The 16,850-nt window shown below is 47.0% G+C and carries 18 protein-coding genes; 1 reads left to right on the forward strand and 17 read right to left on the reverse strand.

Annotated elements, in window-relative coordinates:
* Nucleotides 1–10 precede the first annotated feature (10 nt).
* From EKM92_RS00820 to EKM92_RS00875, 13 genes are all read right to left on the reverse strand, one after another.
* Nucleotides 11–1,795 carry an ABC transporter ATP-binding protein gene (locus tag EKM92_RS00820; RefSeq protein WP_125706930.1) on the reverse strand — a complete coding sequence of 595 codons (1,785 nt, stop codon included), beginning with the start codon at nt 1,793–1,795 and terminating at the stop codon, nt 11–13.
* A complete protein-coding gene (locus EKM92_RS00825) occupies nt 1,788–3,542 on the reverse strand; it encodes an ABC transporter ATP-binding protein (RefSeq protein WP_125706932.1) in 1,755 nt (584 codons plus the stop codon). The genes EKM92_RS00820 and EKM92_RS00825 overlap by 8 nt, the downstream gene beginning before the upstream one ends.
* A gap of 424 nt (nt 3,543–3,966) precedes the next feature.
* A complete protein-coding gene (locus EKM92_RS00830; protein WP_054713724.1) occupies nt 3,967–4,185 on the reverse strand; it encodes a YneF family protein in 219 nt (72 codons plus the stop codon).
* A gap of 84 nt (nt 4,186–4,269) precedes the next feature.
* Nucleotides 4,270–4,512 carry a DUF896 domain-containing protein gene (locus tag EKM92_RS00835; RefSeq protein WP_125706934.1) on the reverse strand — a complete coding sequence of 81 codons (243 nt, stop codon included), beginning with the start codon at nt 4,510–4,512 and terminating at the stop codon, nt 4,270–4,272.
* Nucleotides 4,513–4,523: 11 nt separating this feature from the next.
* Nucleotides 4,524–4,697 (reverse strand): hypothetical protein, encoded by a 174-nt coding sequence (locus EKM92_RS13525; RefSeq protein ID WP_164509853.1) that lies wholly within the window; start codon nt 4,695–4,697, stop codon nt 4,524–4,526.
* Between the two features lie 53 nt (nt 4,698–4,750).
* Nucleotides 4,751–5,107, reverse strand: a complete 357-nt coding sequence (rplS, locus tag EKM92_RS00840) for a 50S ribosomal protein L19 (RefSeq protein WP_054713729.1) — start codon at nt 5,105–5,107, stop codon at nt 4,751–4,753.
* Between the two features lie 333 nt (nt 5,108–5,440).
* Nucleotides 5,441–5,848 (reverse strand): hypothetical protein, encoded by a 408-nt coding sequence (locus tag EKM92_RS00845; RefSeq protein WP_125706936.1) that lies wholly within the window; start codon nt 5,846–5,848, stop codon nt 5,441–5,443.
* A gap of 76 nt (nt 5,849–5,924) precedes the next feature.
* Nucleotides 5,925–6,704 (reverse strand): tRNA (guanosine(37)-N1)-methyltransferase TrmD, encoded by a 780-nt coding sequence (gene trmD / locus EKM92_RS00850; protein ID WP_125706938.1) that lies wholly within the window; start codon nt 6,702–6,704, stop codon nt 5,925–5,927.
* On the reverse strand, nt 6,694–7,212 hold the full coding sequence (gene rimM / locus EKM92_RS00855) for a ribosome maturation factor RimM (protein WP_125706941.1): 519 nt from the start codon (nt 7,210–7,212) through the stop codon (nt 6,694–6,696). Before rimM ends, trmD begins: the two co-directional genes overlap by 11 nt.
* Nucleotides 7,213–7,265: 53 nt before the next feature.
* Nucleotides 7,266–7,520 (reverse strand): KH domain-containing protein, encoded by a 255-nt coding sequence (locus EKM92_RS00860; RefSeq protein WP_125706943.1) that lies wholly within the window; start codon nt 7,518–7,520, stop codon nt 7,266–7,268.
* Between the two features lie 8 nt (nt 7,521–7,528).
* The gene (rpsP, locus tag EKM92_RS00865; RefSeq protein WP_054713737.1) at nt 7,529–7,804 is read right to left on the reverse strand and encodes a 30S ribosomal protein S16; all 276 of its coding nucleotides are present in this window, start codon (nt 7,802–7,804) and stop codon (nt 7,529–7,531) included.
* 101 nt (nt 7,805–7,905) lie between these two features.
* Entirely contained in the window at nt 7,906–9,342 is a 1,437-nt protein-coding gene (gene ffh / locus EKM92_RS00870) for a signal recognition particle protein (protein WP_125706945.1), read from the reverse strand.
* 97 nt (nt 9,343–9,439) lie between these two features.
* Nucleotides 9,440–9,781, reverse strand: coding sequence for a putative DNA-binding protein (locus tag EKM92_RS00875; RefSeq protein WP_054713739.1), 342 nt, complete (start codon nt 9,779–9,781; stop codon nt 9,440–9,442).
* A 147-nt stretch (nt 9,782–9,928) separates the two neighbouring features.
* Between EKM92_RS00875 and EKM92_RS00880 the strand changes: the two genes are divergently transcribed.
* The gene (locus tag EKM92_RS00880; protein ID WP_125706947.1) at nt 9,929–10,246 is read left to right on the forward strand and encodes a hypothetical protein; all 318 of its coding nucleotides are present in this window, start codon (nt 9,929–9,931) and stop codon (nt 10,244–10,246) included.
* A gap of 248 nt (nt 10,247–10,494) precedes the next feature.
* On the opposite strand, the gene ftsY is transcribed toward EKM92_RS00880, so the two are convergent.
* From ftsY to acpP, 4 genes are all read right to left on the reverse strand, one after another.
* Nucleotides 10,495–11,496 (reverse strand): signal recognition particle-docking protein FtsY, encoded by a 1,002-nt coding sequence (gene ftsY / locus EKM92_RS00885; protein WP_125706949.1) that lies wholly within the window; start codon nt 11,494–11,496, stop codon nt 10,495–10,497.
* A 9-nt stretch (nt 11,497–11,505) separates the two neighbouring features.
* Complete coding sequence (gene smc, locus EKM92_RS00890) at nt 11,506–15,048, reverse strand: chromosome segregation protein SMC (RefSeq protein WP_125706951.1); 3,543 nt, start codon at nt 15,046–15,048, stop codon at nt 11,506–11,508.
* A gap of 11 nt (nt 15,049–15,059) precedes the next feature.
* Nucleotides 15,060–15,764 carry a ribonuclease III gene (gene rnc / locus EKM92_RS00895; RefSeq protein WP_125706953.1) on the reverse strand — a complete coding sequence of 235 codons (705 nt, stop codon included), beginning with the start codon at nt 15,762–15,764 and terminating at the stop codon, nt 15,060–15,062.
* Nucleotides 15,765–16,555: 791 nt separating this feature from the next.
* Nucleotides 16,556–16,801 (reverse strand): acyl carrier protein, encoded by a 246-nt coding sequence (gene acpP / locus EKM92_RS00900; RefSeq protein ID WP_054713745.1) that lies wholly within the window; start codon nt 16,799–16,801, stop codon nt 16,556–16,558.
* Nucleotides 16,802–16,850: the final 49 nt, after the last annotated feature.

Consider the following 16,850-nt stretch of genomic DNA (forward strand, 5'->3'; position numbering starts at 1 on the left):
TCATTCCAATTTAATCGCTCATCCCGGTTTGCAAGCGATACATATCATAATAACGCCCATGTTGTGCCAACAATTCATCATGCGTTCCACGTTCCACGATATGACCCGCATCCAACACTAAAATCAAATTCGCGTCTTTGATCGTCGACAAGCGATGCGCGATGGCAATGGTGGTCCGCCCTTGACGAATCCGTTTGAGCCCTTCTTGGATCACAGCTTCAGTTTCAGTATCGATGTTTGCTGTGGCTTCATCTAACACCAAGATCTTAGGATCTGTCACGACTGTCCGAGCGAAACTGATCAATTGCCGTTCCCCACTGGAGAACTGGGCGCCGCCTTCAATCACTTTAGCATCGTATTGACCAGGCAGTTGGTCGATGAAGCGATCGGCTTGCACAAATTCGGCAGCTTTTTTGATTTGATCATCTGAGATATCCTCATTAAACAAGCGAATATTTGAGGCCACGGTACCATAAAACATGAACGAATCTTGCAGCACCAAACCAAGCTTGGCCCGTAGCTCTGCCATCGGGTATTCGCGAATATCGACATCATCGATCAAGATCTCCCCTTGACCAAATTCATAAAACCGCATCATCACATTGATGATCGATGACTTTCCTGAGCCTGTATGCCCAACTAATGCGACAGTTTCACCAGGATTGGCGACAAAGGAAATATCATGTAAGATCTCATGTTTGCCATCGTAAGCAAACGACACATGCCGAAATTCAATTTTCCCGTGAGTCAGTGTAGCACTGGCACCAGGATTTGAAGTTGGGGCAAATTCTTGATTGTCTAGAATCCGAAAAATTCGCGATCCTGCGACCACACCATCTTGAAAGTTCGACAATGAATCCATCATGTTAGTCATCGGGTTAAAGAAATTCGACACATAAGTCGTGAAGGCATAAACCACCCCAGCCGCGACGAAAGCATGCATGGACATGATCCCAAAGGCTGCCAGCACTGCGACTAACGCAAAGCTGTACAATAGGTTGATGATCGGACTGAGTAACAACGAATTCACGCGGATCATCGCCGTGCGAGTGCGCAAATACTCTTGGTTCGTAGCTTCAAATTCTTGAGCGATGCGATTTTCTTGACGGAATTGTTGAATAATCCCGATACCTTCGATCGATTCATTCAACTTGGTGTTCAGTTCTGACAGTTTCTCTCGCATATGGCGATAGACTTTGCTGGAGTAATGGCTGTAATACCAAATCGCAAATAACAACAATGGCAAAAACGCCAGCACCATCAAGGCAATTTTAGCATTCACCACATACATCGTGACAAAGCTCGATACCACCGAAAATAGCCCGACTAACACCGACAACAACACATTCCAAAAATCTGATAAAGTGGCTGTATCATTGGTCACTCGAGAAACGATCGAACCAGCTGGGGTTTGATCAAAGTAGCGCATCCCCAACTTGTGAAGTTGCGCAAACAAGTCGCGCCGTACATCTTCTAACCCGCGTTCAGACCCCATTGCAAACAAAAATGCCTGGAAGAATTGAAACAAGGCTTTTAAAATCGTGCCGAATGCATATAAAGCCGCAAAGCCTATCACAATTTGCGTGGTGGCAGTTTGATGCGTTAAGTAACGATCCATGAATTCTTGAAGCAACCATGGCAACGCGACGTTAACACTAGCTAACAATGCAGCAGCGACGATGGCACCGCCAAATTGCCGTTTGTAAGGCTTGGTATAACGCATCAGGCGACCAACAATGTGCCACTGTTCTTTCATGGGGATACTACGCGCCCATGCTGATTCATATTTAGGCATTGCCGTCACCTCCAAGCTTGGCTTCTAGTTCTTGTTTCGCCCACATTTTAGCGTACCAACCGTCATGAGCTAACAGTTGGGTGTGCGTGCCACGTTCTAACACATGGCCATCTTCCAACACGAGGATCTCATCGGCATGCATCACTGAAGATAATCGGTGTGCGGCGATGATCGTGGTTTTATCTGCACGTTGGTTGTGTAAATTGTGCAAAATTGCCGCTTCAGTTTTGGCATCAACCGCAGACAACGCATCATCTAAAATCAATAATTCAGGACTAGTGATCACTGCTCGCGCAATTGCTAGGCGCTGCTTTTGACCACCTGATAACGAAACCCCACGTTCACCGACCATGGTTTGATACCCTGCCGTAAACTTCAAAATGTCGTCGTGCACGGCAGATTCTGAGGCCGCCGCTTCAACCGCTTGCGCATCTTTGTCATAGCTAGCAAAGCGAATGTTATCAGCAACCGTCGTCGAGAATAAGAAATTATCTTGCGGCACATAGCCGATCGCATCGAGCAATGCATCCAAGCTGTAATCGCGAATATTGATGTCACCGAATTCGATTTCACCATCATAGCGATCAAACTCCCGCAGTAACAATTTGAAAATGGTACTTTTCCCAGCGCCGACGCGACCGACGATCCCTAAGGTCTTCCCTGCTGGCAAAGTAAAATGCACATTCACTAGCGCGGCAGTATCGGCATCTGGATAAGAAAATTGATTGATCTTAAAGCGAATATCGCCATGTGCAGGCGTTTGGATCGCTTGTGGGGCAATTTGAATACTGCTAGTTTCAGCTAACAGCTTGTCAATGCGATCATATGAGGCATTCCCACGTTCTAAGACATTGAACAAACGCCCAATGGCAAACATTGGCCACACCAATGCGGCCACGTAAGCAATGAATGAAACCAATTGACCAATGGTGATTTGGCTGGTCATCACCAAATGCGACCCGTAAATAATGGTGATCACATACACCATGCCCATGATCAAGCTGGTAGTAGGATCAAACAACCCATCAAAGAAGTTGACGCGTTTGTTAATGGCAACAGTTTTATCGACTAATTGATTGAAATCCGCAGTATCTTCTTGACCTTGGCCAAAAGTTTTAATGACTTTGATCCCAGATACTGATTCTTGGGTTTTATCATTTAACCGTGAAAACGCCGCTTGGGCTTTGCCAAAGGCGTGATGTAGTCGCATGCCGAGTTGCCGCGCCATCACCGCAAGCAGTGGCATCGGCAAAATGGCGAGCACCGTCAACCGCCAATCCACAAAAAAGATCATCGCAATGATCGTAGTCCCGCCGGTGATCACAGAATCAAATAACGTTAAGATCCCAGCGCCAGCAACGTTTTGAATCGCATTCAAGTCGTTGGTGGCATGCGCCATCAAGTCCCCTGTGCGATGTTTTTGATAAAACGTTGCATCCATTTTCATAAAATGCCAAAACAACCGCGTCCGCAACGTTTTTTCAAGTTTAGCGGCACCGCCCCAAATGGCATTGCGCCAGCCGTAACGGAACAAATACTGGCCGATACCAGCAAATAACAAGGCCACTAAGAACAACAACAAGCGATCCATCGTTAAATTGCGCTTAGCCATGGTATCCACTAACGCCCCGATCACTTTCGGCGGGATCAAGTTGACTGACGCCACCAACAACAAACACAACACCCCAATGGCATAGCGCTTGAATTCTTGGCGGAAGTACCACCCCAATTTTTTAAAAATTCCCACAAGTTCACCTCGTTTGCAGTTCGTTTAAGTTCAATGAGTTCAGCTCACAATGTTCTTGTCAGCACTCAACAGAATTATTTTGTCTCGTAATTTGTTTGCTCACCCAGAATCTCAAGGGTGGAGACACATCGACAGCACGGAGAAAAGCTCGACGCCGTTTTTTGGCGGCTTGCGCCGATTTCACCGGCAAATATTGAAACAGCGTACACTTCTTTGGTTCAATATTTAGGCAGAAGAGCATCAGCGGTTTGTGCTGATCTCTGAAGCTGGCCGCACGGCAACTTGGCTAGTTTTCCGTAGTGATACCGATTTGTGGACGCGACTAATTTTCGTCCGAGAATATCCTGATATGAATATATTCATATTAATTGAAGGCAAAACAAAGACCCGGTGAAAGCTCACCGGGTCGCTTACGCGTAAAGGCTTATTTGGTCTTTTTTTGCGCTTGCTTCATTTGCGCCATCATTTGATTGAGCTTCTTAGCACTTGGCTTTTGGCCCATTTGCATCATCATGGTGCGCAACATGTCTTCGTTGATCGGTGGGTTATCTTGGAAATATTTTTTCATGTAATAACGGGCACCGAAGAAACCGCCGATAACGCCCAGCGCGGCCCCGATTACAAATACGAGTACATATGTCATAACGAAAACTGCCTCCTCTTATTAGACAATAACCATTGTACAAAACGTCGACCAGCATTGAAAGCCCGATCGTTAAAAATTCCTTTAGTCTTGCCGCCAGCCGTTGTCGCGTTGCACTTTTTTGATTTTATCAGGTGTGATCTCATTACCTTTTTTATCAAAATATTGGGTCGTTTCTAAACGTTGTTTGAAACCTGCCCGGAAATCTTCGATATAGGCTTTGCGCAGCTCTGCACGTTCTTTGATCTCGTCGTCGGTTAACCCTTCAGCTTTGGCTTTGTGGGCTAATTCATTGATCCGATCCAGTCTTGCTTGTGGTTGTGACATGTTTGATCTCCTTAGTTCAAGTGAATGCTAGCATATGTGTAGCCGTTAGGGTCTTCCCCTGGAAACGGCGCGTTCATCAACATCCCCACATATTCTTTGGTGCGGGTCAGCGAGCGGAACGCCTTGATGATGCGCACCGGTGAATCCGAGTGCGCGTAGTACACAATATAAATCAAATCATCCATTCAACAAAACTCCTTGCATAAAAAAAGGCCGCAATTGCGACCTTTTCAGTGGATTAACGGCGCTTTTCTTTGATACGCGCAGCCTTACCACGTAATGCCCGCAAGTAGTACAACTTAGCACGGCGTACTTGACCATGACGGGTAACTTCGATCTTTTCAACACGTGGGGTGTGTAATGGGAAAGTCCGTTCAACACCAACGCCGCTGGAGATCTTACGAACGGTGTAAGTCGCAGAAACACCAGTACCGTGGCGCTTGATGACAACGCCTTCGAATAACTGGATACGTTCGCGTTCGCCTTCGACGATCTTAGCGTAAACTTTGACGCTGTCGCCAGGGCGGAAATCTGGAATATCGTCACGCAATTGTGACTTGGTGATTTCTTCAATCAATGGGTTTTGCTTGGTCATAATAAAACTTCTCCTTATACCGACATTCATTCACCCACCTTGAGCCAGCGGAACATCGTTGTTATGTGACTAATCACAATAGTGTAGTATAGCAGAAAAGTTGGTCATTGACAAACACTATTGCAGTTAACCGATTAAAAAATTAACCACGCTTGCTCGTCCACAATAACCAAGTCCACAACGGTAAGATGGTGATGAGCTCCAAGCCGTGAACCCAGCGAGAATATTGCGGTGTAGTAGTGAAGTCGAAGCCTAAAATGACAATTGTTAAGATGAGTGCGAACCAGAAGAGCTTCCGGCGATTCATCGGTTTAGTCATATGAGTCTTCTTTTTTATTTTGCGGGTTTTGCAATCAGCAATAATCCGACTGCCAACAACGGTGAAAGCAGTTGAACAAGCACACTCAAACCAAAGTGAACCACAGCTTGAAAGATTTGATCCATCGACCCAGATTCAAACCATAAACTGGATCCTGAGCCAAACCCATTGACGAAATCTTGATAGAGTTTGCTGTTATGCGCGACTTGCTGATACAAATTGCGGCGCGCTTTGATGGTTCGGGCAGATTCATCTTTAAGTCGCGTTAACAATGCCACACACATTGGTGCAAACACTAGCCAGCTCAACAATAAATAGAGGTCAAACCAATGCCACGACCAATCAAACCCATGTGTTTGCGCTAAGTGGGTGAATAACCATAACATTAAAGTACTAGGTAGAAATGCCCATCGTGTCTTCATCTTAATCACCTTGATGCCAGCATATCACATTCAGTCACAAAAAAGCGTCTGAGAGAATGTTCTCAAACGCCAAATCTTATTGCTGTGATGGTTGTTTAGCAGCAAGTTTAGCTTCCAAAGTTTTCGTGTGTTCTTCAGTTTTCACTTCACGAAGCAACTTTTGCGCATGTTTGTCCAGATCCATCGCCTCTAATAAATCAGGGCGCCGTTGATAAGTCCGTCGCAACGATTCTTTCAACCGCCACTTCGCGATCAATTGGTGATTGCCGCTTTGTAAGACGGCTGGCACATCCATCCCGCGATAAGTTGCCGGCCGGGTATATTCTGGATAATTCAACAAGCCATTTTCAAAGCTATCAGTGGCCGCAGACTCTGCATTGCCTAATACGCCTGGTACAAAGCGGACGGTGGCATCGATCATCATCATCGCTGGCAGTTCCCCACCAGTCAACACAAAGTCGCCTAAGGAGAATTCATCAGTGACTAAACTGCGAATGCGTTCATCATAACCTTCATAATGACCACAGATAAACACCAAGTGATCTTCTTGAGCGAGTTCCTTAGCCGCTACATGGTCAAATTTGCGCCCTGCTGGGTCTAAGAGGATCACCCGCTTAGGACCTGGGGCCTGCGCATCTAAGTCGTCCATGGCCTCAAATAACGGCTCAGGCTTGAGTAACATCCCTGCACCACCACCATAAGGCGTGTCATCGACATGATTGTGTTTGTCATGTGAATACTGACGAAAATCCACGGCATTGAATTCAACAGTGCCTTTGTCCAAAGCTTTGCCGATCATGCTTTGGGTCATCGGCGCAAACATATCAGGAAAAAGCGTCAACACATCAATCTTCATCGTCGATCAACCCTTCTGGCACGTCGACATGGGCAATTTTGGATGCAACATCGATCGACAATACCACGCTTTTAATGAAAGGTAGCAACACATCCGATTTGCCAGGACGTGGGATCACCCACACATCATTAGCACCAGGACTCAAGATTTCTGAAACCACCCCGAGCTTTTGATCATGTTGGTCGATCACGGTCAACCCGATGATATCGCGATAATAATATTCACCGTCATCAAGGGCTTGTTGTTCGGCTTCCGTCACATTCAAGCTGTGACCTTTGAAGGGTTCGACGTCATTAATGTTGTCCATCCCCACAAACTTAACCAAAGTGAAGCCTTTGTGTTTGCGGCTGGATTCAACAGTGACGTTGGTTTGCGGTGTGGTATCGATGACCAGCTTGGCATCTTTGGCAAACCGTTCTTCAGGAAAGTCGGTGGTGGCAATCACCCGCACTTCTCCGCGAATGCCGTGGGTATTAACGATGTTGCCAACATGATAAAGTTCTGGCAAGGTAGTTCCTCCTTTGTGATAAAAAAAGGACCGACATCAGCCGGCCCCAATTTTTATTTACTTGGTTGTTTGGCATCCAAGATATTTAACCGTACTCGTTTGGAGTATGGCGACTTAACGGCGTAAACGATCGTGCGTATAGCTTGCGCCACACGCCCTTGTTTCCCGATGACCCGGCCGACATCGTCCGGCGCCACGGTTAAGTCGAAGGCCATGTATTCTTCCGTCTCATGAGGACGGATCTCAATGGCCTCTGGGTGAGCAACTAAGGGTGTCACAATGGCTCGGATGAGCCCCGCGATATCCATGCTGTCCCCTATTTCTTAGCGAAGCGCGCTTCGTGATACTTTTGCATCAAACCTTTGCTTGAAAGCAAGGTCCGTACAGTATCGGAAGGTTGTGCGCCTTTTTGGAGCCAATCAAGAATTGAATCTTCATCCAGCTTTAAGTCAACTGGTTCGGTTAATGGGTTGTAGTAACCGACGGATTCGATAAACCGGCCGTCACGTGGGGAGCGAGAATCAGCAACCACGACACGGTAGAAAGGCTTACGCTTGGAACCCATCCGCTTTAAACGAATTTTAACTGCCATTAAGTCCACCTCCTGTAAATTTCTCAACTTCAAAATAATAGCAAATATTCAGCGGCGTGTAAAGAGTTTTTTCTTTACAACAGCATTTTTGCAGAAATTGCCTAGGATTTAAAGTTTTTCGCATGTTTCAGACGCTTTTTCTTGTTCTTCTTTTGCTTTTTGATCATGGAGTTCATCGCCATTTTGCCTAAACGGCCTTTGACGCCGCCGCCCATCAAACCTTCCATGCCTTGGAAATTACCTTTGTACATTTGGTTCATCATTTTCTTGGAGGCATTGAATTGTTTGATCATCCGGTTGACTTCGACGATCGGACGGCCTGATCCTGCAGCCAAACGGCGACGACGTGACGGATTCAAGAGATCTGGTTGTTCACGTTCTGCAGGCGTCATTGAATAAACGATAGCCTTCATGTGGGCAATGTCTTTAGGATCCATCTTGAAGTTCTTCATTGCCGGGTTGTTTGCCATCCCAGGGATCATCTTCATGATGTCTTCCATTGGCCCCATGCTTTGCACTTGCGCCATTTGATCTAAGAAGTCGTTGAAGTCAAAGGTGTTTTCTTTGATCTTGTCCGCCATTTCAGTGGCTTGTTTTTCATCAAAGTTTTGTTGGGCTTTGTCGATCAACGTCAACATGTCGCCCATGCCTAAGATCCGGTTGGCCATGCGATCTGGATAGAAGACATCCAGGGCATCCATTTTTTCACCTTGACCGATGAACTTGATCGGCTTGCCAGTGACTTTGCGAATGGACAGTGCCGCCCCACCACGGGTATCACCATCTAACTTGGTGAGCACGACCCCAGTGATGTCTAAACGCTCGTCAAAGCCTTTGGCAACGTCAGTGGCAGCTTGCCCAGTCATGGAATCGACCACCAGCAAAATTTCATTTGGATGGGCGATGTCTTTGATGTCTGCAAGTTCAGTCATCAACTTTTCGTCGATTTGCAAACGACCGGCAGTATCGATGATCACGTAGTCATTATGTTGTAAAGCGGCTTGGGCTAAACCTTGACGGACGATTTCTCGCGGATCAGTGTCAGTCCCCATTTCAAAAACAGGGACGCCGACAGATTTGCCGACCACTTGCAACTGATCAATAGCGGCAGGACGATAAACATCGGCTGCGATCAACAACGGACGGGCTTTTTCTTGTTGGATCAAGCGCTTGGATAACTTCCCAACCGTGGTCGTTTTACCAGCCCCTTGCAACCCGACCATCATGATAATGGTTGGGATATGTGGGGACTTGTTCAACGGCACAGCGGCTTCACCCATCGTTGCCGTCAATTCATCATTGACGATTTTGATGATTTGTTGCGCTGGGGAAAGTGATTCTAAAACTTCTGCACCGACTGCTTTTTCACGGACATTTTTGACAAATTCTTTGACCACGCCAAAGTTAACGTCGGCTTCCAGTAACGCTAACCGGATCTCGCGCATAGAATCGCGGACGTCGGCTTCAGTGACCTTGCCTTTGCGGCGCAGGCCGGAGAACGCTTTTTGTAAACGTTCGGATAAACCTTCAAATGCCATTATTTTCTCCTATCATCATTGAATTTCTTATTGATTAAACTGAGACAACATCACGAAATTCGGGATGTCAAACAAACATGAATGAAATTGATCATCATTAACGCGCGGCTTGATCAGCAACCCGCGTCAGTAACTCACTGAGTTGTTCGTCGTCAGGATAATGTTCCCGAACATAACGCACTAAGCCGTCGACACTTTGGTTTTGCGCTTGATAATTCGCCAGCAAATGCAGTTTGCTTTCATATTCTTCAAGGGAGGCTTCCGTGCGGCGAATGTTGTCATATACCGCTTGGCGAGACACATCAAATTCAGTGGCGATCTCCCCTAAAGAGTAGTCATCCCCATAATACAGTTCCAAATAGCTGTGTTGTTTATCAGTTAAAAGCGCGCCGTAAAATTCAAACAGCGAGTTCATGCGGTTGTTTTTTTCGATTTCCATTTAATTTACCTCGTACACTCTATACAGGATACCGATATGGCGGCGTTTCGTCAATCTTTTCAAGTTCACGTTAGATTTTTCACAAAACCGACGTATTGCGCTTTCATTCGTGGTAAAATAAAGCGAAATGAATTGGAGGGAATTATTATGGTCGCAACCATTCTTTATTGGGGCGTTGTCGCTGCCTTATGCGGCTGGTGGGCTTGGACCGCGATTTTCAGCGCGATTTATGTTTCCAACCACGAAAATGGCAACTTGTGGTTCTTCGCCATTTTGAACACACTCGGCCTGATCGCGGCTGGCATTTTCTATTGGATCATGTCCAACACCGCTTGGCAAAAATATTGGTTCACTGACACCGTCAAAACCGGCAACTGGTTGCTTTACGTCATCATCGCTTATGTGGTGTTGATCGTCTTGCAAGTCATCCTTGGCCGCACGCCAAAGGACCAAGCTACAGCATAAACAATCATTCCCGTTTGCGCCTCAGTCGCAAGCGGGATTTTTTGTACCCAGAGTTTTGAAAAGCGGTTTTAGTCGATCAGGTAGCCTAGCATACGGCTTTGAGGTGCACTTTCCTCGAAGACGTATGCGTAGCTAGCTGTATCGACGTTGCTTCAAAAAGCACGACGATGAACAAAGTGATACAACACGCACCTGTGACCCCTCTCCCATTCAAAAAAGCCGCCTACCACAGGCGACTTTCTCAAACACTATTTTTCAGGATCGTCGATCAACCCTTTGAACAACCCGTAGGCAAACTTCGTCGGATCAAAGACTTGTAAATCGTCCATGCCTTCACCGAGGCCAGCAAGCTTCACTGGCACATGTAATTCATTTCGGATCGCAAGCACGATCCCACCTTTACCAGTACCATCGAGTTTCGTCAACACGATGCCTGAAATATCAGTGGTTTCGTTAAATTGCTTCGCTTGACTCAAAGCGTTTTGTCCAGTGGTGGCATCTAAAACCAACAACACTTCTTGCGGCGCTTCAGGAAGTTCACGCACGATCACACGCTTGATTTTGTCGAGCTCTTTCATTAAGTTGACTTTGTTTTGCAAACGCCCCGCTGTATCGACTAATAACACATCGACATTGTCGGCTTTTGCTTGCTTAACTGCGTCAAATACGACACTCGCAGGATCAGAGCCGGCTTCTTTGGCAACGACTGGTACCCCATCGCGGCGGCCCCATTCTTGAAGTTGTTCGATCGCACCAGCTCGGAACGTATCACAAGCAGCTAACAAAACTGACTTACCTTGATCTTTGAGTTGATGCGCCAGCTTCCCAACAGTCGTGGTCTTCCCGGCACCATTGACACCGACGAATAAGAATACCGTCGGGCCTTGACTGTCATCTGCATAATGCAGGGTGTTGTCTTCGTTTTCGCCTGCTTCGCCGTATAAGTCGACTAATTTCTGCACGATCACTTGCGCGACTTCTTGCGGCTTTTTAACGTTTTGAAGTTTGACTTCTTCACGTAATGAATCCGTGAGATCCACTGCAGTTTGAAAGCCAACGTCTGCTTCGATCAACATTTCTTCAAGGTCATCAAAGAAATCTTCATCAACTGTCCGGAAGTTGGCAAATAACGCATTTAACCGTTCGGAAAAAGTGGTGCGAGACTTTTCCAAACCGGCATCATATTTTTCGGTTTCAGGCGTTTCTGGTTCGCCAGTAAATGCCTTTTTAATGCGATCAAATAATCCCATGAGGGCCTCCTAATCTGCTTGTGCTTGGTCCAATGACACTGCCATCATGCGACTGACGCCAGACTCTTGCATGGTGACGCCGTATAAAACGTCTGCGGCCAACATCGTGCCGCGACGGTGGGTGATGACAATAAATTGGGTGTCAGAAGAGTAGTGACGTAAGAATTCACCGAAGCGATTGACATTGACATCATCAAGGGCAGCTTCTACTTCATCTAAAATGCTAAACGGTACCGGCCGCACTTGCAAAATGGCAAATAACAAGACGATCGCGGTCAATGCCCGCTCCCCACCAGACAATAGTGACATATGGGAGAGTTTTTTGCCAGGTGGCTGGGCCTCAATTTCAAGGCCAGTATTCAAAAGATCATCTGGATCCGTTAAACTCAAATGCGCATGCCCGCCGCCAAACATCTTCGGGAAGATTTCTTGGAAGGCTTTATCAGTGGCATCAAACATCGCTTTAAAGCGCGTTTTGACTTCTTCGTCAAGCTCATTCATTGTTTCCAACAAGTCAGCTTTAGCCGCTAGCAAGTCCCCTTGTTGTTTGGTCAAGAACTCATAGCGGGTTTTGATATTGTCATATTCGGCAATGGCATTGGGATTGACCGGACCTAAATCATCTAAGCCGCGCTTCAACAACTTCACGCGACTTTTCAACATTGGTAAGGCGGCGTCGTCTTCTTCAACGTCTTTAAGTGCCGCTTCATAAGTCATTTGATAATCTTCAGACAACGTGTTTAAACGACTGTCCAAGTTCAACTTGATCCGGTTTAACGCCACTGCTTGTTGAGAAGCTTGCGCTTGCGCATCGTCACGTTGGCGATTAGCCGTGGTGATTTCTGCAGAGACTAATGTTAACGCATGGCGGTTCTCCGCTTTAGCACTGGTCAACTCGGCTTGTTGCTGTTTAAGTTTGGCGACTGATGCTTTCAACTGCTTGATCTGCGCTTGACGATCAGTGCTTGAAGCAGAGTCTGCTTTAGCAGAGGCTTCAATATTTTTGATCCGCTTTTGCAACGCGTGTTGGCGATCAATACCAGTGTCGCGGCTTTGTTGCCACTGCGCAAGTTGATTGGTCGTGGTTTGTTGCGCACTTTTAAGTACGGCGACTTGGGCTTTGAGTTCACTGATATGCGCTTGTTGGTCGGCTTGCGCTGTAGTCGCAGAATTCAACGCCGCTTTGGTGGTGTCGATTTGCTTCTGGGCGTCAGCTAATTGCGCCTTGAAAGCTTCGGCTTGGGCTTGTAGCTTTGCGATCAACGCCTGGTAGTCAGTCGTGGCTTGCGCGTCTAAACCTAATGCTTGTAATTGACGGGACAACGCCGTCAACCGCTCTTGTTGCGGCGTGAGTTGCGCTTGCAAGGCTTTAAGATCAGCTGCTTGTTGATTGACTTGAGCTTGCACTTTGGTTTGCGCCTCGCGCGCAGCTTGAAGCTGTTCAGCCACTGCTTGAATCTCAGTGTGCTTGCTTTGAAGCGCAGTGGTCATGGTTTTTAAGTTGGCGGCTAGTGTTTGGACTTCTTGGGTCCGCGCCAATGGTGAACTGCCTTTGGCCCGCACTTGACCCCCTGACATCGAACCGCCGACATTGAGCAAGTCGCCGTCAAGAGTCACAATGCGATAACGGTGACCAGTGGCATTAGCCATGGCGATGCCGTGGTCCAAATTATCGGCGACCACTAACAATCCCGCTAAGTTGGCCATAATATCAGCGGCTTTAGGGGCAAAACGGATCAAATCAACGCCGATGCCTAAAAAGCCTGGCTGTTGTTGCAAGGTGTTTAACACATTGGCTGGCACACGCCGCGGTTTGATCACTGAAATTGGCAAAAAAGTTGCCCGACCGGCCCGCGTTTGCTTCAAATAGCTGATTGCAGACTTGGCAGCTTGTTCGTCGTCAGTGACGATCGATTGCAAACTCCCACCTAAGGCAATATCAAATGCTTGTTGATATTGTTGCGGCACAGTGATCAATTCAGCGACTGCGCCAACGACCCCATTGAGTTGCGCTTTATGTTGTAAAACCGCTTTGACCCCTGCAAAAAAGCCATTGTAGTCTTCTTTAAGTTCCTTCAACGTATCAAAACGTGATTTGGTCGCTTGAAAAATCCCTAATGCTTTTTGATAGGCACTCGTCAGTTGATCATGTTGGCTCTGCAATTGACGAGTCGTTTCTGCAGTTTCACCTAATTTAGCTTCTGCCTCTGCCAATTGCGTTTTAGCCGCTTCAACTTGTTTCGCTAAGTCATCACAAGTGGCTTGTTGTTCGCGCACTTGTTTGGTCAACTCATGACTGCGCGTAGATTGTGCGGCAGTTTGACTGGCTTGGACTTGTTGATCTTTTTTGGCAGCAGCTAATTGGTTGTTGCAATCGGCTTGTTGTTGCAACAAGCGAATGTAGGCCGCTTGATCATCATCTAATTGCTGATTCAACGCTTGCGGATCACTCGCAGCACTTTCAGCGGCAGCGTATTCTGCTTGTGCTTGGGACAATTGCTTGGCTTGCGCCGCTTGCTTCTCATTGAGGACTTGTAACTGCTTTTCTGCTTCAGCCGCTTGCAAGGTCGCATCATCAAGTTGTGCTTGCAGATCCGCTAATGTCGCTTGCGCATTAGTCGCACGTTCTGAAGACACCCGGGTTTCACCAGTTAAGTTCTCCAAATGCATGGAATCGGCTAAAAGCGTGTCGTTGGTATGCGCCACTTGTTGATCGAAGTCAACGTCTTTAGCCGTCAATGTTTCCGACCGCGTTTCTAAACTCGTCAGCTTTTCTTTCAGGCCAGCGAGTAACTTGGTGGTCACACTAGCTTGCGTCGCTGTTGCCGTTTGTTCTGCGGCAAGTTGTTTGATCTCTAAAGCCAGCACTGCTTTATGAGCCTTTTGATAATCCGCCATTTGCCGTTCGTAGTCGCGCGCAATCGATGCTTGTTCTTCCAACGGCTCCAATTGATGATGGAGTTCGTGAATGATATCGTTGACGCGATCTAAGTTGTCGTCAGATTCGGCGAGTTGTTTGTTGGCTTTGGCTTTTTGTTGTTTGTACTTCAACACGCCGGCGGCTTCTTCAAGAATGCCACGGCGATCTTCTGGTTTACTGTTGAAAATGGCTTCAACGCGGCCTTGAGAAATAAACGAGAAACTTTCTTTCCCTAAACCGGAATCCATAAATAAATCGATAATATCTTTCAGCCGTACCGCTTGGTTGTTGATCAAAAAATCTGATTCGCCGTCACGATAAAGCCGGCGACAGACACTGACCGTCGCCGGCTGATTGGCTAAATACCCATCTGAATTGTCAAACGTTAACACCACTTCGGCCCGATTTAACGGCGGGCGGCTTGCGGTACCGGCGAAAATAATGTCACCCATTTTTTCACCGCGCAGGCTTTTGGCACTTTGCTCACCTAACGCCCAACGGATCGCTTCAGTAATATTACTTTTCCCAGAACCATTGGGACCCACGATCCCAGTGAGCCCTGGCACGAACTCGATTTGCGTCTTGTCAGCAAAAGACTTAAAGCCATTGATTGTTAATGCTTTTAACTGCATGCGTCCACATCCTACTTATCGCTGTCGTCAAACTTCTCCAAAGCCGCTAATGCTGCTGCTTGTTCAGCGGCTTTCTTGTTTTTACCCACACCGGTACCTAACACTTTTCCAGCTGCGGTAACGTCCACTTCAAACTGACGCGCATGAGCCGGACCAGATTCTGACAATAAGTGATAAGCGATTTCCACTTCACCGTCTTTTTGCAAATATTCTTGCAACGCGGTTTTGTGATCGCGGTTAGCATCAAACTGCCCTGCCGCAATTTTAGGGAAAATCATTTTCTCACAAAATTCGATCACTGACTCCCGGCCTTGATCGAGATACAATGCGCCGTTGAACGCTTCAAATAAATCTTCGAGTAAGGTCTTACGTTTGCGGGCACCGGCATTTTCCTCGCCTTTACCTAAGCGAATATATTGATCAAAATGTGCTTCTTTTGAAAACGCCGAAAAACTGCGAGTTTGCACGATCGCTGCCCGCATGCGAGTCAGCTTACCTTCTGGCAAGTTGGGATAGTGACGGTATAAATAGTCACTGACTGTCAGCTCCAACACTGCGTCCCCTAAAAATTCGAGGCGTTCGTTGTCTTTAAGTCCGAGCTCTTGATGCTCGTTGACGTAGGAAGAATGCGTAAATGCTTCATCGAGGATGGAAAGGTCATGAAACTCGATCCCATAGCGATTCCTTAATTCCGATACAAATTCTGAAGCGACCATATGCCATACTCCTCCTTATATTCTCTAGTCTATTATACAAGAGCCACACCAAAATAACACCTGCACTTATGCCTGATTTCAATGATTCTGACGTGAACTCACAATGTCCGGCATCGTCAGTGTTTCATGCCGCCATCAGGCGACAGTGGTCTAGCTCCGTTCAAGTGATTTGAAATTGGGACTCCAGCTGGCTCGTCGGTGCGTAGTGAGGGTCCTCGGCGGAGCTAACTTGGACGCTTCGCTACGCTCATCGCCAAGTGGATCTCCACCTGCGGCTTTCCGTAAGCGACAAGTCGCTAACGGAAATCTCACTACGCACCGACGGCCAGCTTCCGTCCCAATTTCAAATCACTTCCACTACGTTAGACCACTGTCACCCGATGGCTACGAAACGCGTTATGTTTACGTTGTATCACGTTTAGTCTTGTGAATGAGATCGTAACACGGCGTATTTGATTTGTAAGCTTGCGATACCAACGAAGAAAATCTGTGGGCGGAGATAAAAAGTTTGGAGGCGGGATAGGCATCAGCCGTGGGCCTCTTAGCGATTTATCGCTTAGAGGCCAGCGAGAAGGAGATCCACTCGCGGTCTTTGCGAGTTAGCTCCGACGAGCGTCATTGCGTTCCATGTCTATCCCGCCGGAACGCTTTTTATCGGAGCCCACAGCTTTTCGTGCCGGAGGCATATCGGTATAGTTTGCTGAAACACTCACGATGCTGGACATCAACCGCAAAAGGCCAAACAAAAACCGGGACATTGGTAGGATGTCCCGGCAACTAACTTACACTGTTTACTTGGTTTGATGGGCCATGACGTAACTCACAGCGTCGCCAACAGTCACAATGTTTTCCGCATCTTCATCTGGGATCTCGGCACCGAAGGTATCTTCGAGTTCCAAAACGAATTCAACGATATCGATCGAATCTGCATCTAAATCCTTTTTGAAGTTCAGGTCATTGGTGATCTTGTCTTCCGGGGTTTGGAAGTGGTCTTGGATCAGGCCTGAAATTTTTGCGAATACTTCTTGCTCAGTCATGACGGTCCTCCGTTTCTTAACACGCAATCTAATATAGCTGACTTTGGTG

It is taken from the genome of Lacticaseibacillus porcinae, from assembly GCF_003946305.1.
Taxonomy (GTDB): Bacteria; Bacillota; Bacilli; order Lactobacillales; family Lactobacillaceae; genus Lacticaseibacillus; species Lacticaseibacillus porcinae.